We start from the raw sequence: 20,448 nt of genomic DNA, 5'->3' as shown, positions 1-20,448 counted from the left end.
CCCTCCCATGCTGCAAGGCATAGCCTTCTATCTGCTGGCGGCGACCGCCGTTCTGTCCGGCCTCCTGGTCGTGACGGCGCGCAACCCCGTGCACTCGGTCCTATGGCTGATCCTGGCCTTCTTCTCGTCAGCGGGACTGTTCGTCCTTCTGGGCGCGGAGTTCCTCGCGATGTTGCTGGTGGTCGTCTACGTCGGCGCCGTCGCGGTGCTGTTCCTGTTCGTGGTCATGATGCTGGACGTCGACTTCGTCCGCCTGCGCGAGGGATATGCGACCTATCTGCCCCTGGCCGCGCTCGTGGCTGGCATCCTGCTGGCTGAGATGATCATGATCTCGATCGTGGTGGTGCAGGGCGGTGCGGCCGCTGACGCCGTGGGCCCCGCCGTGGCGACCGCAGACGCCTCGAACGTCGAGGTCATCGGGCGGGTGCTCTATACGGACTATATCTACTTCTTCCAGGCGGCTGGGATCGTGCTGCTGATCGCCATGATCGGCGCCATCGTCCTGACCCTGCGCAAGCGGACCACCGTCCGCCGCCAGGATCCGGGCGCCCAGACCAACCGCGACCGTAAGACCTCGGTCGAGATCAAGGGCGTCGTCACCGGCGTCGGCGTCACCGGCGAGGAACTGCGCTGATGGAAGTCACCCTGCAGCACTATCTGGCGGTGGCGGCGATGCTGTTCACCATCGGGGTCTTCGGCATCTTTGTGAACCGCAAGAACGTCATCATCATCCTGATGTCGGTCGAGCTGATCCTGCTGGCCGTGAACATCAATTTCGTCGCCTTCTCGGCCTATCTGAACGACGTGTCGGGGCAGATCATGGCCATGTTCGTCCTGACCGTGGCCGCCGCCGAGGCCGCCGTCGGCCTCGCCATCCTGGTGACCTTCTTCCGCAACCGCGGCGATATCGCGGTTGACGACGCCAGCGTCATGAAGGGCTGACCGCGTGAGCCTCGAACTATTGGTCACCCTGGGCGTCTTCGCCCCCCTGCTCGGCGCGGCGATCGCCGGCTTCTTCGGGCGCCGCATCGGCGACATCCCGTCTCAAGCCGTCACGACAGGCCTGCTGTTCTTCTCGTGCGCCGTGGCCTGGACCGTGTTCAGCCAGTGGACCTGGGGTCATCTCGAGCCGTTCACGGTCGTCGTCTCACCCTTCATCAACGTCGGCGATTTCCAGTCGAACTGGTCGATCCGCATCGACGCCCTGTCGGCGACCATGCTGGTCGTGGTCACGACGGTGTCCTCGCTCGTGCACCTGTATTCCTGGGGCTACATGGCCGAGGACGACTCGAAGCCGCGCTTCTTCGCCTATCTGTCCCTGTTCACCTTCGCCATGCTGGCCCTGGTCACCGCCGCCGACTTCATGCAGCTGTTCTTCGGCTGGGAAGGGGTGGGCCTCGCCTCCTATCTGCTGATCGGCTTCTGGTTCAAGAAATCGACCGCCTCGGCCGCCGCCATCAAGGCCTTCGTCGTCAACCGCGTCGGCGACTTCGGCTTCGCGCTCGGCATCATCACGGTCTTCTGGATGTTCGGCACGATCCAGTTCGCCGAACTGTTCCCGATGATCGCCTCAAAGGCCGGCACGGGCTGGGAGTTCCTCGGCTACACCTGGTCGGCGCTCGATCTGGCGGGCGTGCTGCTGTTCATCGGCGCCATGGGCAAGTCGGCGCAGTTCTTCCTGCACACCTGGCTGCCCGATGCCATGGAAGGCCCGACACCCGTGTCGGCCCTGATCCACGCAGCGACCATGGTCACCGCCGGCGTCTATATGGTCTGCCTGCTCAGCCCGATCTACGAATACGCCCCGACGGCGTCGCTGATCATCGCTGTCACCGGCGCGGTCACCGCCCTGTTCGCCGCGACGGTCGGTCTGATGCAGAACGATATCAAGCGGGTGATCGCCTATTCGACCTGTTCGCAGCTGGGTTACATGTTCTTCGCGGCCGGGGTCGGCGCCTATGAGGCGTCGATGTTCCACCTGTTCACCCACGCCTTCTTCAAGGCCCTGCTGTTCCTTGGCGCCGGCTCGGTGATCCACGGCATGCATCACGAGCAGGACATGCGGAAGATGGGCGGGCTGTGGAAGCTGCTGCCCGTGACCTATGCGGTCATGATGATCGGCACGATCGCCATCACCGGCCTGGGCATCCCGGGGATCGGCGGCTTCGCCGGCTTTTATTCCAAGGACTCGATCATCGAGAGCGCCTTCGCGGCGGCGACCAGCGGGCATTCGCCGGCCGGCTATTTCGCCTTTGTCGTCGGCATCTTCGCGGCGGGCCTGACCAGTTATTACTCGTGGCGGCTGATATTCATGACCTTCCACAACAAGCCGCAGTGGACGGAAGAGGCGATGGCGGCGCACTCGCACGACCATGGTCACGACGACCATGCCTCTCACGGCCAGCTCGAGACCCATTCCGAGCCGCTGCCCGATGATCATGCGCACGACGATCACGCCCACGACGACCACGGCCACCACGGTCCGCTGAAGCCGCACGAGAGCCCGTGGATCATGCTGGTTCCGCTGATCGCCCTGTCGATCGGGGCCATTGCGGCCGGCTTCGTCTTCGCCCCGAACTTCATCGGTCACCATGAGACCGAGTTCTGGCGCGGCGCGATCTTCAGCGGCCCGACCAACCACGTCCTGCACGAGAGCCATGATGTTCCGCTGTGGGTGAAGTGGTCGCCCTTGATCGTCACCCTGACCGGCGCCTTCATCGCCTTCTGGTTCTACGTCCTGAAGGAAGGTCTGCCGAAACGCATGGCCGCCAACGAGGGGCCGTTGTGGAGCCTCCTCTACAACAAGTGGTATTTCGACGAGATCTACGACGTCATCTTCGTCAAGGGCGCCAAGGCGCTGGGCGACTTCTTCTGGAAGGTCGGCGACGTCAAGATCATCGACGGGCTGGGGCCGAACGGCGCCGCCTGGGCCTCGCTGAAGTCCGCCGCGCGACTGGCAAAGATCCAGTCCGGCTATGTCTATCACTATGCGTTCGTGATGCTGCTCGGCGTGGCCGGTCTGCTCGCCTTCGCCATCTACGCCTGGGGCGCATAGGATGAGTGCGATCCCCAATATCCTGAGCGTCGTCACCTTCCTGCCGCTGGTCGGCGCGGGACTGATCCTGCTGGCCAAGCTGATGGCCAGGTCCAACGAGGATACCATCGCTCGCAGGGTCGCCATGATCACCACCCTGGTGGTGCTGGCCGTCTCGACCGTGCTGGTGCTTCAGTTCGACAGTACGAATGCGGCCTATCAGTTCGTCGAGAACTACGTCTGGTTTGCGGGCGCGGGCTATCATCTGGGCGTCGACGGGGTTTCGATCCTGTTCGTCCTGCTGACGGCCTTCCTAATGCCGATCTGCATCCTGGCCAGCTGGAAGTCGGTCGAGACCCGCGTCGGTGACTACATGATCGCCTTCCTCGTGCTGGAAACCCTGGTCATCGGCGTGTTCACCTCGCTGGACCTGTTCCTGTTTTACATCTTCTTCGAGGGCACCCTCGTTCCGATGTTCATCATCATCGGCGTGTGGGGCGGGGCGAACCGGATCTACGCCGCCTACAAGTTCTTCCTCTACACCCTGCTCGGGTCCGTCCTGATGCTGCTGGCCATGCTGTGGATGGCCAACGAGGCCGGCACGACCTCGATCCCGGCGCTGAAGGAATACGCCTTCGGGCCGCAGGCCCAGTCGATCCTGTGGCTGGCCTTCTTCGCCTCCTTCGCGGTGAAGATGCCGATGTGGCCGGTGCACACCTGGCTGCCCGACGCCCACGTCCAGGCGCCCACGGCGGGCTCGGTCATCCTGGCGGGCATTCTGCTGAAGCTGGGTGGCTACGGCTTCATCCTGTTCAACGTGCCGATGTTCCCCGATGCCTCGGTCGCGTACCGGCCGCTGGTCTTCACCCTGTCAGTGATCGCCATCGCCTACACCTCCCTGGTCGCCTTCCGTCAGACCGACATCAAGAAGCTGATCGCCTATTCGTCGATCGCCCACATGGGTTTCGTGACCATGGGCATCTTCGCCGGCAACGCCCAGGGCCTGCAGGGCGCCGTCTTCCAGATGCTGAGCCACGGGCTGATCTCGGGCGCGCTCTTCCTCTGCGTCGGCGTCGTCTATGACCGGATGCACACGCGTGAGATCGCCTTCTACGGCGGCCTGACGAACCGGATGCCCTGGTACGCCGCCATCTTCCTGATGTTCACCATGGCCAACGTCGGCCTGCCGGGGACCTCGGGCTTCATCGGCGAGATCCTGACCCTGACCGGGGTCTACCAGGCCTCGACCTGGGCCGCCTTCGTGGCGGCGACCGGCGTCATCCTGTCGGCGGTCTATGCCCTGACCCTGTACCGCAACGTCATGTTCGGCGAGATCACCAACCCGGCCCTGGCCACGATCAAGGACATCGACCTGCGCGAGCTGGTCATCTTCGTCCCCCTGATCGTCGGCACCATCTGGCTGGGCGTACAGCCGGACCTGGTCCTGAACTACACCGCCGCCTCCGTCGACGCCGTCGTCAACGGCTGGCAGCTCGCGACCGGCGGGTGAGAGAATAATGCCTGACCTGTCCTACGCCCTGAACCTAGCCGCCTCTGAGCTGACGCTCGCGATAGGCGCTCTCGTCCTGCTCCTGCTCGGCGCCTTCATCGGCGAGAAGTCGGCACGGCTGATCTCCATCCTGTCTGTTGCCCTGCTGGTCGCAGCGGCCGCCGTCGCCGCCACCGGCCCGCTGGGTCAGGCCTTCAACGGCACCTATGTCGCCGACCCGCTGGCCATCTACGCCAAGGTCGCGATCTACATCGCCTCGGCCTTCGCCGTGGTTCTGGGCGGCGGCTGGATGCAGCGGATGAACATCGCCCGCTTCGAGTTCCCGATCCTGATCGTCCTCGCCGCGGTCGGCATGGGGATGATGGTGTCGTCCGGCGACCTCATCTCGCTCTACGTCGGGGTCGAGCTGCACTCCCTCGCCCTCTACATCCTCGCCGCCTACCATCGCGACGATCTCAAGGCGTCCGAAGCCGGCCTGAAGTATTTCGTCCTCGGCGCCCTGTCGTCGGGCCTGCTGCTGTACGGCGCCAGCCTGATCTACGGCTTCGCCGGCTCAATGCGGTTCGAGGACATCGCCGCCTATGCGGCCGCCAACCCGGGCCCGGGCCTGATCTTCGGCCTGGTCTTCCTGATCTGTGGTCTGGCCTTCAAGGTCTCGGCCGCGCCGTTCCACATGTGGACGCCTGACGTCTACGAAGGCGCGCCGACCCCGGTCGTAGCCCTGTTCGCCACGGCGCCCAAGATGGCCGCCATGGTGCTGTTCGCCCGCGCCCTGTCGGAAGGCTTCCTCGGCGCCCACGACCAGTGGGCCCAGGTCCTGATCCTGATCGCCTTGGCCAGCTTCGTGGTCGGCGCCTGGGGCGGTCTGGCCCAGAAGGACGTCCAGCGCCTGCTGGCCTATTCCTCGATCGCCAACATCGGCTACGCCGTCCTCGGCATCGCCGCCGGCACCGAACAGGGGCTGCAGGCCATGGTCATGTTCATGACCCTGTACATGATCGACACCATGGGCTTCTTCGCCATCCTGCTGTCACTCAGCCGGAACGGCCGTCCGATCCGCAAGATCGCCGACCTCGCGGGGCTCAAGAACGATCGTCCGTTGACGGCCCTGGCCATTACCATTCTGTCGCTGTCGGTGCTGGGCATGCCGCCGTTCGCCGGCTTCTGGGGCAAGTACTACGTCTTCGGCGCCGCCGCCTCGGCCGGCTACTGGATGGTCGCTGCCGCGGGTCTTGTGGCCTCGGTCGTGGCCGCCTTCTACTACCTGCGCATCATCAAGCTGATGTGGTTTGACGCGGCGCCCGAGGGCACGGCGCCGACCGACAAGGCGCCGGTTGAAGCCCAGTGGATCGGCTGGGCCTGCGCGGCCTTCAGCTTCCCGCTCGTGATCGTCGGCCTGACCTGGCTGGAGCCCCTGACCCGTATCGCAGCCACCGGTTTCGGAGCGGGGTAGGGCGGTGACGCCCGCCATCCACCTCCTCGACGAGAGCGATTCCACCAACGCCGAGGCCCGCCGCCGCGCCGAGGCCGGGGAAATCGCGAGCCAGTGGATCGTTGCGCGCCGCCAGTCCGCAGGACGCGGCCGGCGGGGCCGCGCGTGGAACAGCGACACGGGCAACCTGTTCGCCACCCTGCTGACCCTGACGCGAAAGCCGCCCGCCGAGGCCGCACAGGTCACCTTCGTGGCCGCGCTCGCGGTCGCCGACCTGCTGGACGCCTTCGCCGTTCCGGGCGTGGTCTCGATCAAATGGCCCAACGACGTGCTGATTGCCGGCGGCAAGGCTTCGGGCATCCTGATCGAGTCCGGCGTCCATGCGTCCGGCGCCCTGTGGCTGGCCATCGGCATAGGGGTGAACCTGGCCCATGCGCCGGAGGGGACCGAGCGCCCCGCGACCAGCCTCGCCGCCCATCTGCGCGCGGACATCGCCTATCCGCCCCCGATCGAAGCCGCAGCTACCGTCCTCGCCGAGGCCTTCGCCGTCTGGCAGGCGCGCTGGGACAGCCTGGGCTTCCAGCCGATCCTCGACGCCTGGACGGCGCGCACCGAAGGCCTGGACGGCCCCTGCGTCGCCCGGCTGGGGCATGAGACGCTCAAGGGCCATGCCGAGGGCGTGGCCGCGGACGGCGCCCTTCGCCTGCGCACCGGGGACGGGGCCCTGCGCCTCATTTCGGCGGGCGACGTCTTCTTCGGTTCGGACGCGCACGGAAGGGCCGCCTGATGCTTCTCGCCATCGAACAGGGCAACACCAACACGCTGTTCGCGGTCCATGACGGCGAGAGCTGGATCGCCCAGTGGCGCACGGCGACCGAGGCCAGCCGTACGGCCGATGAATACGCTGTTTGGCTGACCCAGCTTCTGGCGATGCGCAAGATCGATCTGGCGTCGCTGAACGGCTGCATCATCTCCAGCGTCGTGCCCCAGTCGATCTTCAACCTGCGAAATCTCGCGCGCCGCTATCTGGCGGTCGAGCCCCTGGTTATCGGCGACAATGTCGAACTGGGCATCCCGGTGCGGATCAGGAAGCCTAGCGAGGCCGGCGCCGACCGGCTGGTCAACGCCATCGGCGCGCACCTGGTCTATCCTGGCGACCTGATCGTCATTGACAGCGGCACGGCGACCACCTTCGACGTCATAGCCGCCGATGGGGCGTTCGAGGGCGGGGCCATTGCGCCCGGCATCAATCTTTCCCTGCAGGCCCTGCACGAGGCGGCCGCCATGCTGCCGCGCATCGCCATCCAGAAGCCGGACACGGTCATCGGCAAGGACACGGTGTCCAACATGCAGTCCGGCGTCTTCTGGGGCTATGTCGGCCTCATCGAGGGCATGGTCTCACGCATCAAGGCGGAGTGGGGCAAACCCATGACCGTCATCGGAACCGGAGGCGTCGCCTCCCTGTTCGAGGGGGCGACCCCATCCATCGACCGGTTCGATCCGGACCTGACCATCCGCGGCATGCTCGAAATCTGGCGCCGCAATAACCATCTGACGGACACATGACAAAACAAACCAAGGCTTCGGCCAACGACGAACTCGTCTTCCTGCCGCTCGGCGGCTCTGGCGAGGTCGGTATGAACCTGAACTGCTACGGCTACGGGCCGGAAGACAATCGCCAGTGGATGATCGTCGACGTCGGCGTGACCTTCGGCGACCTGTCGACGCCCGGCGTGGACATCATCGTCCCGGATCCGTCCTTCCTCGAGGGCGAGAACATCCGCGGCATCGTCCTGACCCACGCGCACGAGGATCATATCGGCGCCCTGCCCTGGCTGTGGAGCCGCATGAAGGCGCCACTGTACGCCACCCCCTTCACCGCCTTCCTGATCCGCGAGAAGCTGCGCGACAACGGCGTCAGGGACGTCAAGATCATCGAGATCCCGATCGGTGGCCACGTCGACCTCGGCCCGTTCCAGGTCGATTTCGTCACCATGACCCACTCGATCGCCGAGCCGAACGGTCTGAAGATCACGACGCCCCTGGGCACGGTCTTCCACACCGGCGACTGGAAGCTGGATCCCGCCCCGGTCATCGGTCAGCCGACCGACATCGCCACGATCACGAAGATGGGCGATGACGGCCTGCTGGCCATGGTCTGCGACAGCACCAACGTCTTCGTCGAGGGTGAGGCCGGTTCGGAGACGGAGGCCCAGGACGGCCTCATCGAACTGATCGGCAGTCTCAAGAAGGGCCGCATCGCTGTCGGCTGTTTCGCCTCCAACGTCGCCCGCATGGTCAGCGTCATCAAGGCGGCGGACAAGGCCGGGCGCCGCGTCGCCCTGGCCGGCCGGTCGATGCACCGCATCACCGCCGCCGCCCGCCACGTCGGCCTGTTCAATGACTCGCAGCGCATCCTGACCGAGGATGAGGCCCGTCACTGGCCGGCGGACGAGATCCTGTATCTGTGCACCGGCAGCCAGGGCGAGGATCGCGCCGCCCTGTCGCGCGTCGCCGACGGTTCGCACCCCTTCATCAAGCTGGGGCTGGGCGACCACTGCATCTTCTCCTCGCGGGTCATTCCCGGCAACGAGCTGCCGATCGCCAACCTGCAGGACCGGATGGCCGACCGGGGCGTGCGCCTCTACACCGAGAAGGATCACCCCGGCATCCACGTCTCCGGCCACCCGTGCCGCGACGAGATCAAACAGATGTACGCCTGGGCCCGTCCGCGCATCTCGGTGCCGACCCACGGCATGCGCCGCCACCTGATGGAACACGCCGCCTTCGCCCGCGACCTCGGCGTCGAGGAGACGGTGACGCCGCGCAACGGCGACCTCGTTCGTCTGGCGCCCGGCAAGGCCGTGATCATCGACGAGGTGCCGAACGGCCGTCTTTATGTCGACGGCGGCATGGTCGTCACCGAGAAGGGAGAGGCCCTGCGCGAGCGTCGTCACGCCTCGACCAACGGGGTTTTGGTGGTCAGCTTCGCCATGGACAAGCGCGGCAGGATCGTCTCGGACATCGATGTCCGCGCCATCGGTCTGCCGGGCGACGAGGTCACCCCGTTGGGCGATGCCCTGGACGACCTGGCCGAGCGCGTCGAGCAGGTTGTGGGCTCCCTGAAGAACGAGGCTCGCGATGACGACACGGTGGTCGAACAGGCCGTGGCGCGAGTGCTGAAGAAGGCCTCGCAACAGATCTGGGACCGCCGCCCGATCGTCGAGACGGTGATCCTGAGGCTGTAATGATCGGCAAACTGAACCACATCGGCGTCGCCACGCCCTCCATCGAGGCCAGCGTCGCCCTGTATCGCGACATGCTGGGGGCAACCCAGGCCGGGAAGCCGTTCGACCTGCCGGGCCAGGGCGTGCGCGTCTGTTTCATCGACCTGCCCAACAGCCAGATTGAGCTGATCGAGCCGCTGGGCGACGACAGCCCGATCCATGGCTTCCTGGCCAAAAACCCGAGAGGCGGCCAGCATCACGTCTGCTTCGAGGTGCAGGACATCCTGATCGCCCGCGATGCCATGCGGGCCAGGGGCGCGACCCTCCTCGGCACTGGCGAACCCCGTATCGGCGCCCACGGCACGCCCATCCTGTTCCTGCACCCGAAGGACATGGGCGGCGTTCTGGTCGAGCTGATCGAAACTCCGAAGGAAGCTCACTGACATGCCCATCGGCCCGATCACCATGTTCGCCATCTACATTGTCGTCTGGTGGGTGGTTCTGTTCACCGTCCTGCCGCTGGGCACGTCCAGCGAGACGCACGAGCCGCCGACCGACGGCAGCCAGTGGGGCGCGCCGAAGACGCCGAACCTCAAGCGGAAATTCATCACCACGACCTGGGTGTCGTTCCTGCTGTGGATGTTCGTGATGTGGCTGGTCTTCATCGGCTGGATGCCTCTGCCGGACCTCGCCCCGCCGGTTCCCTGAATCCTCCCCCCATCTGGGGGTGGAGGAAGGATCGCATGCGATCCGACGACGGGCCCGCGAAGCGGTTGAGGGCGCCGGCCCCAGACACGGAGTGCGCGGCGAGCCCCCTCCGTCTGCTCGCGAAGAGCTCGCTTCCACCTCCCCGACGGGGGAGGATTGGCCTAGCTTTCGCCCTGTCCTCGCGTTTAAAGCTGACCACCCCTGACGCCTTCCGAATTCGAGACGCCCATGCGCCTGTCGCGCTATTTCCTGCCCACGCTGAAAGAGGCGCCGTCCGACGCCCAGATCGTCTCGCACCAGCTGATGCTGCGCGCCGGAATGATCAAACAGGAGGCCGCCGGCATCTACGCCTGGCTGCCGCTGGGTCTGCGCGTCCTGAACCGCATCGAGCAGATCGTGCGCGAAGAGCAGGAGCGGGCAGGGGCCGTCGAGCTGTTGATGCCGACGCTGCAACTGGCAGACCTGTGGCGCGAGTCGGGCCGCTACGACGCCTACGGGCCGGAGATGCTGCGCATCACGGACCGGCACGAGCGCGAGCTGCTTTACGGCCCCACCAACGAGGAGATGATCACCGACATTTTCCGGAGTTTCGTTAAATCTTACAAAGCCTTGCCGCTGAACCTGTTTCACATCCAGTGGAAGTTCCGCGACGAGCGTCGGCCGCGCTTCGGCGTCATGCGGGGCCGTGAGTTCCTGATGAAGGACGCCTACAGCTTCGACATCGACGAGGCCTCCGCCCGCCGGGCCTACAACCGCATGTTCGTGGCCTATCTGAACACCTTCGCCCGTCTGGGTCTGAAGGCCGTGCCGATGCGCGCCGACACGGGTCCGATCGGCGGCGACCTGAGCCACGAGTTCATCGTCCTGGCTGACACGGGCGAGAGCCAGGTCTTCTGCGACAAGGCCCTCGTAGAGATGCCGGCGCCGGGTCCCGACGTCGACTGGAACGACCTGCAGTCCATCGTCGACGGCCGCACCTCGCTCTATGCGGCGACCGAGGAGATGCACGACGCTGCCCAGTTCGAAAGCCAGACGGAGGAAGGCGACCGCCTGACCGCGCGCGGCATCGAGGTTGGCCACATCTTCTACTTCGGCACGAAGTACTCGGCCCCTATGAAGGCGAAGGTCGCGGGGCCGGACGGCGTCGATACCGATGTCCACATGGGCTCCTACGGCGTCGGGGTGTCGCGTCTGCTGGGCGCCATCATCGAGGCCAGCCATGACGATGCTGGGATAATCTGGCCCGACGCCGTGGCTCCGTTCGACGTTGTTGTCATCAACCTGCGCGCCAACGACCCGTCGGTCTGCGAGGCCTGCGAGGCAGCCGTGGATGCCCTGGAGAAGGCTGGAAAGTCGGTCCTCTATGACGACACCGACGAGCGCCCGGGCGGCAAGTTCGCCACCGCCGACCTGATCGGCATCCCGTGGCAGCTGGTCATCGGTCCCAAGGGCGTGGCCGAGGGCGTGGTCGAGCTTAAGCGCCGGGCGACCGGTGAGAAGTCGACCGTGCCGCTCGCCGTTGCGCTGGAGGCCATCGGTTGACGGCCACATCGGTCACGCCGGCGCCCAGGCCCGCCGGCGCCTTCTCTTCCTGGGAGATCGGCCTCGCGCTGCGTTACCTGCGCGCCAGGCGCAAGGAGGGAGGGGTCGCGACCATCGCCATCATCTCCTTCATCGGCATCATGCTGGCCGTCGCCGTGCTGATCAGCGTGATGAGCATCATGGCCGGGTTCAGGAATGAACTGCTGGGCCGGATGCTCAGCTTCAACGGCCATATGTATGTCCAGGGCGAGGTCCTGAACGCACCAAACCGCGACGCGATCGTCGACCGCCTGCGCGGAGTCGAGGGCGTCGTCAGCGTCACCCCCCTGACCGAGTCCCAGGCCATCATTCGCGCGGGTGGCCAGACGACTGGCGCCTTCGTACGCGGCATCGCCCCCTCCGACCTCGACACCATGCAATACGTCAACGCCAGCCTGTCGGACCAGGCGCGCGCCAGCTTCGGCCAGGGCGCCTATGGCGGCGACAATGTCCTGATCGGCCAGGCCCTGGCGGATTCGCTGGGCCTGCGGGTCGGCGATCCGATCGAGATCTATTCGCCGACCGGCGCCGACTCGGCCTTCGGCAACCTCGGTGGACTGAACAAGACCTACACCGTCGGCGGCACCTATTCGTCGGGCACCGCCGACTACGACCGCGCCTTCATCTTCATGCCGCTCGAACAGGCCCAGTTGTTCTTCGGCAAGGAGGGTCTGTGGGACGTCATCGAGATGAAGGTCGCTGATCCCGACCGCGTCGGCGAATATCTCGCGCCTGTCCGCGAGGCGGCCGGTCCTGGCGGCTTCGTCGTCGACTGGCGTGACAAGCTGGCGGCCTTCTGGGGCGCGCTGAAGGTCGAGCGGGTGGCGATGTCCATCATCCTCGGCCTCGTCGTCGCCATCGCCGCCATGAACATCATTTCCGGCATCGTCATGCTGGTGAAGAACAAGGGCCGCGACATCGCCATTCTGCGCACCATCGGGGCCAGCCCCTCGTCGATCCTGCGCGTCTTCTTCATGGCCGGCGCCACCATCGGCGTGGCCGGAACACTGGCGGGGCTGACCCTGGGCCTGTTGTTCTGCCTGAACATCGGCGCGATCCAGCATTTCCTGGAGGCGATTACCGGCGTCCAGCTGTTCAACGCCGACGTCTATATGCTCGATGCCATCCCGGCCGAGGTCGATCCCGTCGACGTTATGTGGGTCGCCTTCTGGTCCCTGCTGATGAGTTGTCTCGCCAGCCTGCCGCCGTCATGGAACGCGTCGCGGATCGATCCGGTGGAGGCCCTGCGCTATGAGTAGCCCGGTTCTCTCCCTGCGCGAGGTGACGCGCACCTATACGACCGGCCAGGGCGACCTGACGGTGCTGAAGGGCGTCGATCTGGATATCTTCCCCGGTGAACTGGTCGGGCTGATCGGCCCGTCGGGATCCGGTAAGTCGTCCCTGCTGCACGCCGCGGGTCTGCTGGAGCGTCCCACCTCGGGAGAGGTGCGGATCGACGGCGAGGATGTCGGTCAGCTCGATGAGCGCGCCCGCACCCGCCTGCGCCTCAGCCGCGTCGGCTTCGTCTACCAGTTCCACCACCTGCTGCCGGAGTTCGACGCGCGCGACAATGTCGCCCTGCCGATGCGGATCGCCGGCCATTCTCTGGATCAGGCCCGCGCGCGCGCCGAGGAAGCCTTGGGCGCTCTCGGCCTTTCCGAACGCACCCTGCACCAACCCGCCCAGATGTCGGGCGGGGAACAGCAACGCGTCGCCCTGGCTCGCGCCCTGGCCAACAGGCCGCGCCTGTTGCTGGCCGATGAGCCGACGGGCAACCTCGATCCCGCCACCAGCCAGACGGTCTTCGAGTCGCTCCAGAAACTGGTCAAGGAGACCGGCGTCGCCGCCCTGATCGCCACCCACAACATGGAACTGGCCGGCCATATGGACCGCGTCTTCGCCTTGAAGGACGGCCATCTGGAAGAGCGCCAGGCCGAGAGTCGGGAATACTGATCGGATCAGCGGAGGCCGGCATGGATGATCTGGAACGGGCCTACGAGCTTCGTCACAGCTCTGACCTTGCGCGTCTGGAGGCCCGGGCTGTAGCCGCTCTGGCCGAGGCGACCGAGGCGGCCGATATCTATTTCGGTTTGCCGGATCGGGGGCTTGATCTCGCCGATTCGCTCCGGCTCAAGGCCTTGGCGCTGGACGCCCTGGGACGGTCCGGGGAAGCGGTCGTTGACTGGACCGAGGCGCGGCGACTCTATGTCGACCTCGGGGTCGCGGAGGGTGTGGCGGAATGCGACACCCGCTTGTCACGCTGACGCTTCACCTCGCGGCTGCTTGGTCCTAAGACCACCGCATGAACACCGAAGACGTCCTGAACGAGTTCCGCGCCGCGGGCGCCCTGCGCGAGGGACATTTTGTCCTCTCGTCGGGGCTACACAGCCCGGTCTTCCTGCAGAAGAATCTGGTCTTCATGGACGGCGCCCGTTGCGAGCGGCTGTGTAAGGCTCTGGCGGACAAGATCGTGGCCACGGTCGGTCCGGTCGATGTGGCCATCTCTCCGGCCGTCGGCGGCATCATCCCGGGCTATGAGACGGCGAAACACCTGAACGTGCGGTCGATGTACGTCGAGCGCGAGGGCGGGGCGTTCAACCTGCGGCGCGGCTTCCATGTCGAGCCGGGCGAGAGGGTCGTCATGGTCGAGGACATCGTCACCACGGGCCTGTCGAGCCGCGAATGCATCGCCGCCATCCAGGCCGCCGGCGGCACCGTCGTGGCCGCCGCCTGCATCGTCGACCGCTCCGGCGGCCGGGCCGATGTCGGCGTGCCGCTGGTGGCCCTCGCGACGCTGGACGTGCCGGCCTGGCCCGCCGACGCCCTGCCGCCTGAACTGGCCACGATCCCGGTCGAGGATCCGGGCAGCCGGCGGCTGTCCAAGTGATGCGCCCGCCCGTCCGCCTCGGCGTCAATATCGACCATGTCGCGACGGTCCGGAACGCGCGGGGCGGCGTCCATCCCGATCCCGTGCGCGCGGCCGAAGAGGCCATCGGCGCCGGCGCCGACGGCATTACCGCCCACCTGCGTGAGGATCGCCGCCACATCGGCGACGCCGACATCGAACGCCTGACCGCCCTGTGCTTGGCGGCCGGCAAGCCGCTGAACTTCGAGATGGCCGTGACCGACGAGATGCTGGCCATCGGCCTGCGTCACCGGCCCCACGCCGCCTGTCTCGTGCCCGAACGGCGCGAGGAGGTCACCACCGAAGGCGGTCTGGCCGTGGCCGGACACGAGGCGAGCATCGCGCCCGTGGTCCGGGTTTTGAGCGACGCCGGTATCCGCGTCAGCCTGTTCATCGATCCCTCGGCCGACCAGGTCGAGGCCGCCGCCGCCGTCGGCGCCCAGGTCGTGGAGTTCCACACCGGCCGCTATTGCCACCTGCCGGCTGGACAGCGCGGCGTGGAGTTCGATCGCCTCGCCGCCGCCTGCGCCCAGGCCGAGATCCTTGGATTGGAGGTCCACGCCGGCCACGGTCTGGACTACGACACCGCCGCCGAGGTCCTGGCCATCCCCGAGATCCGCGAGCTCAACATCGGCCATTTCCTGATCGGGGAGGCGGTGTTCGTTGGGCTCGCCGCCGCCATCCGACGGATGCGCGGGGCTATGGAGGCCGCCCTGACCGGACCTAGGACGTGATCATCGGCGTCGGAGCCGATCTGACCGACATCCGGCGCATCCAGGGATCGATTGACCGCTACGGCGACCGTTTCAAGACCCGCTGCTTCACTGCGGTCGAACGCGCCCGCTCCGAACGCAAGCCGGACGTCGCCTGGAGCTACGCCAAACGGTTTGCGGCCAAGGAGGCCTGCGCCAAGGCCCTGGGCACCGGCATGCGCCGCGACGTCTACTGGAAGGACATGGGTGTGGTGAACCTGAGCTCGGGCCAGCCGACATTGGCCCTGACCGGCCCGGCGGCGGAGCACCTGAAGCGGCTGACGCCTGCGGGCCACACCCCGCACATTCATCTGACGCTTTCCGACGAACACCCCTATGCACTCGCCTTCGTGGTGATCGAAGCCTTGCCCACGGCGTAATCGGGCTATACCCGTGCGCGGATACGAGCCGCGTTCGGCGGCCAGGGATCGAGCTTTCACACGATGAGCGACAACAAGCCCGAAGACGGCGAAAAGCCCGTGGTCGACACGACGGACGCTGAATCGTCCTCCGTGGTCAGCCAGGACGTGTCGCCCGACGATCTCGACCTGACCCCGACCGAGCCGGATGCCGTGACGCCCGAGGCGGAGTTCGCCGCCTCCGAGAGCGATCACACGGTCACCCCTGATCCCGTCTTGATCTCGGCCACGCATCGTCCCATCTGGAGCGACGCCGGCGACGCCGGCGACGCCCCCTTCGACGACAAGACGGAAAAGATCCCCGGCCCCGCCCAGGTCCGCGTCAAGGACGACGAGAACGACGACGACGGTGGTTCTGTCGGCTCGGAGACGCTGGAGATCGTCAAGACCGTCGTCGTGGCCCTCGCCATCGCCTTCGTCCTGCGCGTCCTGCTGTTCCAGCCCTTCACCATCCCGTCGGCCTCGATGGAGCCCAACCTCTACGAGGGCGACTACATCGTCGTGTCCAAATGGGCCTACGGCTATTCCAAATTCTCGTCGGGGCTGCCGATCAACCTGCCGCTGGGCGACGATCGGGTGTTCGGTCGCGCGCCGGCGCGCGGCGACATCGTCGTGTTCAAACTGCCGCGGGACGACAAGACCGACTATATCAAGCGGGTCATCGGCCTGCCGGGCGACCAGATCCAGATGATCGCCAACAAGCTCTATATCAACGGCCAGCCGGTTCAGGACGTCGTCGTCAGCACGGGCGAGGTCAACGACATCTTCGGCCCGCGTCCGGTGACCCAGGTGCGCGAGACCTTGCCGGGCGGCAAGACCATCACCATCCAGGACTTCGGCCCCGGGGGCGATCTTGACGACACCCCGGTCTATGAAGTCCCGGCGGGCCATTATTTCATGATGGGCGACAACCGCGACAACTCGATCGACAGCCGCGTCCAGGAATCGGCCGGCGTCGGCCTGGTCCCGGACGAGAACCTCGTCGGCAAGGCCGAGATCATCATGTTCTCGTGGGAGCCGGGGGCTTCGCTGTTCAATCCGGTCAGCTGGTTCGCCAATGTCCGGCCCAGCCGCTTCTTCCGCGTCCTCGACTGATGGCCAATGTCCGCGCCGAGGCGGTGACCGCGCTGGTCGACCGCATCGGCCATGTGTTCCGCGACCCCGCCCTTCTGGAGCGGGCGCTGACCCATTCCAGCGTGGGGGAGGGGGCCGACAAGGCCGCCGGAAAGCCCGCGCGCCACAATGAACGGCTCGAGTTCCTCGGCGACCGCGTCCTCGGCCTGCTGGTCGCCCAGCGGCTGCACAATGATTATCCCGCGGCCGACGAGGGCGAACTGTCCTCGCGTCTGCATGCGCTGGTCGATAAGCACGCCTGCGGCCGCGTCGGCGATCGTCTCGGCATCGGCGAGGCCCTGCGTCTCTCGCCCGGCGAGACCAAATCCGGCGGTCGTCGCAAGGAGGGGGTCGTCGCCGACGCCATCGAGGCCCTGCTGGCCGCCGTCTTCCTCGACGGAGGCCTGGACGCCGCCCGCGCCATGTTTGACCGCGTCTGGGCCGAAGAACTGGCCACGCCGGCGCCGCGCGCCCTGAACAATCCTAAGTCCGCCCTGCAGGAATGGTCGCAAGGCCAGGGTCGCCCCCTGCCGACCTATCGCGTCGTGGGCCAGACCGGCTCCGACCACGCCCCGACCTTCACGGTCGAGGTTTCCATCGAAGGGGTCGAACCCTTGACCGCTCCTGGACGTTCGCGTCAGGACGCGGAAAAAGCGGCCGCCATGGCCATGCTCCAACGTGAAGGCGTGATTTGACCGATACCAACCCCCAGCACCGCGCGGGCTTTGCAGCCATCATCGGCGCGCCGAACGCCGGCAAGTCGACGCTGGTGAACCGGCTGACGGGATCCAAGGTCTCCATCGTCACCCAGAAGGTCCAGACGACGCGGTTTCCCGTGCGAGGCATCGCCATCGAGGGCGACGCCCAGATCGTGCTGGTCGACACCCCCGGCATCTTCACCCCGCGGCGCCGCCTGGAGCGGGCCATGGTGGCCTCCGCCTGGGGCGGGGCCCAGGACGCCGACGTCGTCGTCCACCTGATTGACGCCGCCTCTCATATCGCCTCCGAGGGCAAGGACGGCACGGGCGCGGACCGCAAGTCGGCGGAGGACACCGAGACCATCATAGCCAACCTGAAATCCACGGGGACCAAGGTCATCCTGGTGCTCAACAAGATCGACGGCATGCGCCGCGACACCCTGCTGGCCCTGTCGCACAGCCTGTTCGAGACCGGCGTCTATTCGGAGGTCTATATGATCTCGGCTCTTTCGGGCGACGGCGTCGACGACCTTAAACAGCGTCTGGCACGCGATATGCCGCTGGGCCACTGGCTCTATCCCGAAGACCAGTCCGCCGACGTGCCGATCCGCGTCCTCGCCGCCGAGATCACGCGCGAGAAGGTCTATCTGCGCGTTCACGAGGAGTTGCCCTATTCCGCCGCCGTGGAGACGACTGCCTTCGACGAGAAAGCCGACGGCTCGGCCCGCATCGAACAGACCATCTATGTGGAGCGCGAGAGCCAGCGCCCCATCATCCTCGGCAAGGGCGGCCAGACCCTGAAATGGATCGGCCAGAAGTCGCGCGAGGAACTGACGGAGTTGCTGGACCGTCCGGTTCACCTGTTCATCACCGTCAAGGTCGATCCGAAGTGGCAGGACAGCCGCGCGCTCTACGCCCAGTTCGGCCTGGATTTCAACGCGTAGTCGAACACCCCATCCGTCGCTCAGCCATACGCTTCCGCCGTCCTCGGGCTTGTCCCGAGGACCCAGCCCCCGGGTCTCGACGCACCGTTATCGTTCTGCAGCGACAGGTCGGTGAAGCTGGGTCCTCGGGTTCGCTGCGCCCCCCAAGGATGACGGAAAAGAGTGGGGGATGACTTAAATGGGATCGGTTCGTGGGATGACGAATCCCAAAAACTGGCTAATCAAGCCCGATGTTTCACGTTCCGCGTACCGCCGGGAACCATCCCCGGCTCTTCCTCGGCCTGATCGCCGCCGTCGTCCTGATAGGGGGCGCCGGTCTCGCCGCGGTCCTGACCTCGCAGCCGTCGCCGACGGCTTCGTCGCGTCTCGCGCCCCTGCCGGCGCGCCCACCGGTCGAGGTCGTCGAGGCCCTGCCGCAACTGACCGCCCGCCTGCAACGCGAGGCCGACGCCGGCCGGTTCATGGGCGCCGTCTTGGTCGCACGCGGCGACGAGATCCTGTTCCGCCAGGCCTACGGAACCGCCGACGTCGCCACCGGGGCCCCGCTGCGGGTCGGTTCGCGCTTCCGCCTCGCCTCCATCTCGAAACAGTTCACCGCCGCCGCCATTCTGAAGCTGCAGGACGACGGCAAGCTGACCATCGGCGATCCGGTCTGCCAATGGATCCAGCCGTGCCCCGCCGCCTGGGCGCCGCTGAAGATCCATCACCTGATCTCGCACACCTCCGGCATTCCCGACCTGATGGCCCGCCCCGGCTGGGGCAATCGCCGCACCACCCCCGCGACGCTTGACGAACTGACCGAGGACTCCAGACTGTTCCGGCTGTCGTTCGAGCCGGGAACCAAGGTCCGGTATAACAACGCCGGCTTCAACCTGGCCGCCGCCATCGTCGAGAAGGCCAGCGGCCAGCGCTTCCCCGACTATCTACGCACGGCTTTCTTCGAGCCGCTCGGCATGACCGACACCGGCTTCGACGATGATACGGACCTCGGCATCGTCACCGGCCACGCGACCTTCCCCGAGGGGCTGACGGCCCAGCGCAATCCGAACGTCTCGATCGTGGCCGGCGCCGGCGCCCTCTATTCGACCCTGGACGATCAGCTGGTGTGGGAACAGGCCCTGCACGGCGGTAATGTCCTGAGCCCATACAGCTACGCCCAGATGATCATGGACCATTCTCCCGCCGACCAGCCGAACGAGCGCGGCGGGCGGCCGCATCGCGCCTGGGGCTACGGCCTTATGGCCAACCGGCTGGGCACGCGGGTCAACCCCGCCTTCCAGGACTGGGAAATCTACCATACCGGCAGTTGGTCGGGCTTCCGCAACATCGAGGTCTGGCAGCCGGACAAGCGGATCGCCGTGATCGTGCTGTCGAACAACTATCATCAGCAACAGCAGGTGCTGCTGATCTCGCAACAGGCGATGGCCGAGGCCCTCGGCCACGCTTTCCCGACGGCCTTGGCGGACTAGCCTTCCCGGCGCATCCGGGCCTGACGCGCGGCCTCTTCCTCGTTCGGATCGGACATCTGGAAGGACCCGGTCGTGACCATTCCCGCGCGCTGGTAGCGGCTGGCGACGAGGCCGGACGGCGAATGCCGCGTTTCGACCAGCGTCCAGACCCGGGCGTGGCCGCTCGGCTCGAACAGCCGCTTGCCCTGGCCCAGCACGAGCGGGAAGGTCAGAGTCGAGATCTCATCGATCAGGTCGGCTTTCAGCAGGGTCTGGATAAGGGTGCTGCTTCCCTGGATCAGCAGGCTCCTGTCGCCACCCGCCTTAAGCTTCGCGACGGCTTGCGCGACGTCGCCTTCCAGCCGGTGGCTGTTGTTCCAGTTCATGGGCGTGTCCGCGCCGGCCGCTACGTACTTGGCGATGGTCGTAAACAGGGCCCCCATCTCGTCGCCGGAGTGGCCCCAGTGGGCGGCGAAGATCTCATAGGTTTTGCGGCCCAGCAGCAGGTCGTAGTCTTGACCCATGGCCTCGCCGACAAACTGTCCCACCATGTCGTCGAAGAAGGGCGGTAGCCATCCCCCAAAGGGGAAGCCGCCGCTGGGGTCCTCCGTCGGTCCACCCGGCGCCTGCATGACGCCGTCCAGCGAGACGAAGGTGGAGGCGGTGATCCTGCGCAT

Annotated in this window: 22 protein-coding genes; 21 read left to right on the top strand and 1 reads right to left on the bottom strand. The window is 66.4% G+C overall.

Annotated features, from left to right (window positions below; translation table 11 throughout):
- The first annotated feature begins 7 nt into the window (after positions 1–7).
- The 21 genes from ACP7AU_RS05500 to ACP7AU_RS05400 all read left to right on the top strand — a co-directional run bounded on the left by ACP7AU_RS05500 (position 8) and on the right by ACP7AU_RS05400 (position 19,792).
- Positions 8–634, top strand: a complete 627-nt coding sequence (locus ACP7AU_RS05500; RefSeq protein WP_426050773.1) for an NADH-quinone oxidoreductase subunit J — start codon at positions 8–10, stop codon at positions 632–634.
- On the top strand, positions 634–942 hold the full coding sequence (gene nuoK, locus ACP7AU_RS05495) for an NADH-quinone oxidoreductase subunit NuoK (RefSeq protein ID WP_303694284.1): 309 nt from the start codon (positions 634–636) through the stop codon (positions 940–942). The genes ACP7AU_RS05500 and nuoK overlap by 1 nt, the downstream gene beginning before the upstream one ends.
- A 4-nt stretch (positions 943–946) precedes the next feature.
- Positions 947–3,055, top strand: coding sequence for an NADH-quinone oxidoreductase subunit L (gene nuoL / locus ACP7AU_RS05490; protein ID WP_426050772.1), 2,109 nt, complete (start codon positions 947–949; stop codon positions 3,053–3,055).
- Between the two features lies 1 nt (position 3,056).
- A complete protein-coding gene (locus ACP7AU_RS05485) occupies positions 3,057–4,544 on the top strand; it encodes an NADH-quinone oxidoreductase subunit M (RefSeq protein WP_426050771.1) in 1,488 nt (495 codons plus the stop codon).
- 7 nt (positions 4,545–4,551) lie between these two features.
- Positions 4,552–5,997, top strand: coding sequence for an NADH-quinone oxidoreductase subunit NuoN (gene nuoN / locus ACP7AU_RS05480; protein ID WP_426050770.1), 1,446 nt, complete (start codon positions 4,552–4,554; stop codon positions 5,995–5,997).
- 4 nt (positions 5,998–6,001) lie between these two features.
- Complete coding sequence (locus ACP7AU_RS05475) at positions 6,002–6,763, top strand: biotin--[acetyl-CoA-carboxylase] ligase (RefSeq protein WP_426050769.1); 762 nt, start codon at positions 6,002–6,004, stop codon at positions 6,761–6,763.
- The gene (locus ACP7AU_RS05470) at positions 6,760–7,542 is read left to right on the top strand and encodes a type III pantothenate kinase (protein ID WP_426050795.1); all 783 of its coding nucleotides are present in this window, start codon (positions 6,760–6,762) and stop codon (positions 7,540–7,542) included. The genes ACP7AU_RS05475 and ACP7AU_RS05470 overlap by 4 nt, the downstream gene beginning before the upstream one ends.
- Entirely contained in the window at positions 7,539–9,224 is a 1,686-nt protein-coding gene (locus ACP7AU_RS05465) for a ribonuclease J (RefSeq protein ID WP_426042501.1), read from the top strand. Before ACP7AU_RS05470 ends, ACP7AU_RS05465 begins: the two co-directional genes overlap by 4 nt.
- Positions 9,224–9,646 carry a methylmalonyl-CoA epimerase gene (gene mce / locus ACP7AU_RS05460; RefSeq protein ID WP_426050768.1) on the top strand — a complete coding sequence of 141 codons (423 nt, stop codon included), beginning with the start codon at positions 9,224–9,226 and terminating at the stop codon, positions 9,644–9,646. Before ACP7AU_RS05465 ends, mce begins: the two co-directional genes overlap by 1 nt.
- A 1-nt stretch (position 9,647) precedes the next feature.
- On the top strand, positions 9,648–9,911 hold the full coding sequence (locus ACP7AU_RS05455; protein ID WP_426039158.1) for a DUF1467 family protein: 264 nt from the start codon (positions 9,648–9,650) through the stop codon (positions 9,909–9,911).
- 228 nt (positions 9,912–10,139) lie between these two features.
- Positions 10,140–11,453, top strand: coding sequence for a proline--tRNA ligase (gene proS / locus ACP7AU_RS05450; RefSeq protein ID WP_426039159.1), 1,314 nt, complete (start codon positions 10,140–10,142; stop codon positions 11,451–11,453).
- Positions 11,450–12,751, top strand: coding sequence for a lipoprotein-releasing ABC transporter permease subunit (locus tag ACP7AU_RS05445; RefSeq protein ID WP_426050767.1), 1,302 nt, complete (start codon positions 11,450–11,452; stop codon positions 12,749–12,751). The genes proS and ACP7AU_RS05445 overlap by 4 nt, the downstream gene beginning before the upstream one ends.
- Positions 12,744–13,445, top strand: a complete 702-nt coding sequence (locus ACP7AU_RS05440) for an ABC transporter ATP-binding protein (RefSeq protein ID WP_426050766.1) — start codon at positions 12,744–12,746, stop codon at positions 13,443–13,445. Before ACP7AU_RS05445 ends, ACP7AU_RS05440 begins: the two co-directional genes overlap by 8 nt.
- Positions 13,446–13,465: 20 nt before the next feature.
- Positions 13,466–13,756 carry a hypothetical protein gene (locus tag ACP7AU_RS05435; protein WP_426050765.1) on the top strand — a complete coding sequence of 97 codons (291 nt, stop codon included), beginning with the start codon at positions 13,466–13,468 and terminating at the stop codon, positions 13,754–13,756.
- Between the two features lie 38 nt (positions 13,757–13,794).
- Entirely contained in the window at positions 13,795–14,379 is a 585-nt protein-coding gene (gene pyrE, locus ACP7AU_RS05430; RefSeq protein WP_426050764.1) for an orotate phosphoribosyltransferase, read from the top strand.
- Positions 14,379–15,131 carry a pyridoxine 5'-phosphate synthase gene (locus ACP7AU_RS05425; protein WP_426050763.1) on the top strand — a complete coding sequence of 251 codons (753 nt, stop codon included), beginning with the start codon at positions 14,379–14,381 and terminating at the stop codon, positions 15,129–15,131. Before pyrE ends, ACP7AU_RS05425 begins: the two co-directional genes overlap by 1 nt.
- Positions 15,128–15,529: a holo-ACP synthase gene (gene acpS / locus ACP7AU_RS05420; protein WP_426050762.1), complete on the top strand. Its 402-nt coding sequence runs from the start codon at positions 15,128–15,130 to the stop codon at positions 15,527–15,529. The genes ACP7AU_RS05425 and acpS overlap by 4 nt, the downstream gene beginning before the upstream one ends.
- A 411-nt stretch (positions 15,530–15,940) precedes the next feature.
- The gene (gene lepB, locus ACP7AU_RS05415; RefSeq protein ID WP_426039252.1) at positions 15,941–16,663 is read left to right on the top strand and encodes a signal peptidase I; all 723 of its coding nucleotides are present in this window, start codon (positions 15,941–15,943) and stop codon (positions 16,661–16,663) included.
- Entirely contained in the window at positions 16,663–17,376 is a 714-nt protein-coding gene (rnc, locus tag ACP7AU_RS05410) for a ribonuclease III (RefSeq protein WP_426039166.1), read from the top strand. Before lepB ends, rnc begins: the two co-directional genes overlap by 1 nt.
- A complete protein-coding gene (gene era, locus ACP7AU_RS05405; RefSeq protein WP_303694299.1) occupies positions 17,373–18,323 on the top strand; it encodes a GTPase Era in 951 nt (316 codons plus the stop codon). The genes rnc and era overlap by 4 nt, the downstream gene beginning before the upstream one ends.
- Positions 18,324–18,553: 230 nt before the next feature.
- The gene (locus tag ACP7AU_RS05400; RefSeq protein ID WP_426050761.1) at positions 18,554–19,792 is read left to right on the top strand and encodes a serine hydrolase; all 1,239 of its coding nucleotides are present in this window, start codon (positions 18,554–18,556) and stop codon (positions 19,790–19,792) included.
- Here ACP7AU_RS05400 and ACP7AU_RS05395 read toward each other — a convergent pair.
- Positions 19,789–20,448 (bottom strand): dihydrofolate reductase family protein, encoded by a 660-nt coding sequence (locus ACP7AU_RS05395; protein WP_426050760.1) that lies wholly within the window; start codon positions 20,446–20,448, stop codon positions 19,789–19,791. The two genes, ACP7AU_RS05400 and ACP7AU_RS05395, sit on opposite strands and share 4 nt — an antisense overlap.

Origin of the sequence: Brevundimonas sp. SL161, assembly GCF_049896985.1 — a bacterium.
GTDB lineage: Bacteria > Pseudomonadota > Alphaproteobacteria > Caulobacterales > Caulobacteraceae > Brevundimonas.
Note: the sequence above shows the minus strand (reverse complement) of the source record. Positions and strands in the feature narration are given on the sequence as shown.

Bases quoted from the DNA above. Each gene is read 5' to 3' on its own strand.
- ACP7AU_RS05400 (WP_426050761.1), top strand. From the start codon at position 18,554: ATGTTTCACGTTCCGCGTACCGCCGGGAACCATCCCCGGCTCTTCCTC.
- rnc (WP_426039166.1), top strand. From the start codon at position 16,663: ATGGCCAATGTCCGCGCCGAGGCGGTGACCGCGCTGGTCGACCGCATC.
- nuoK (WP_303694284.1), top strand. From the start codon at position 634: ATGGAAGTCACCCTGCAGCACTATCTGGCGGTGGCGGCGATGCTGTTC.
- pyrE (WP_426050764.1), top strand. From the start codon at position 13,795: ATGAACACCGAAGACGTCCTGAACGAGTTCCGCGCCGCGGGCGCCCTG.
- proS (WP_426039159.1), top strand. From the start codon at position 10,140: ATGCGCCTGTCGCGCTATTTCCTGCCCACGCTGAAAGAGGCGCCGTCC.
- ACP7AU_RS05435 (WP_426050765.1), top strand. From the start codon at position 13,466: ATGGATGATCTGGAACGGGCCTACGAGCTTCGTCACAGCTCTGACCTT.
- ACP7AU_RS05500 (WP_426050773.1), top strand. From the start codon at position 8: ATGCTGCAAGGCATAGCCTTCTATCTGCTGGCGGCGACCGCCGTTCTG.
- ACP7AU_RS05485 (WP_426050771.1), top strand. From the start codon at position 3,057: ATGAGTGCGATCCCCAATATCCTGAGCGTCGTCACCTTCCTGCCGCTG.
- ACP7AU_RS05455 (WP_426039158.1), top strand. From the start codon at position 9,648: ATGCCCATCGGCCCGATCACCATGTTCGCCATCTACATTGTCGTCTGG.
- ACP7AU_RS05465 (WP_426042501.1), top strand. From the start codon at position 7,539: ATGACAAAACAAACCAAGGCTTCGGCCAACGACGAACTCGTCTTCCTG.
- ACP7AU_RS05440 (WP_426050766.1), top strand. From the start codon at position 12,744: ATGAGTAGCCCGGTTCTCTCCCTGCGCGAGGTGACGCGCACCTATACG.
- ACP7AU_RS05395 (WP_426050760.1), bottom strand. From the start codon at position 20,448: ATGCGCAGGATCACCGCCTCCACCTTCGTCTCGCTGGACGGCGTCATG.
- ACP7AU_RS05425 (WP_426050763.1), top strand. From the start codon at position 14,379: ATGCGCCCGCCCGTCCGCCTCGGCGTCAATATCGACCATGTCGCGACG.
- mce (WP_426050768.1), top strand. From the start codon at position 9,224: ATGATCGGCAAACTGAACCACATCGGCGTCGCCACGCCCTCCATCGAG.
- nuoN (WP_426050770.1), top strand. From the start codon at position 4,552: ATGCCTGACCTGTCCTACGCCCTGAACCTAGCCGCCTCTGAGCTGACG.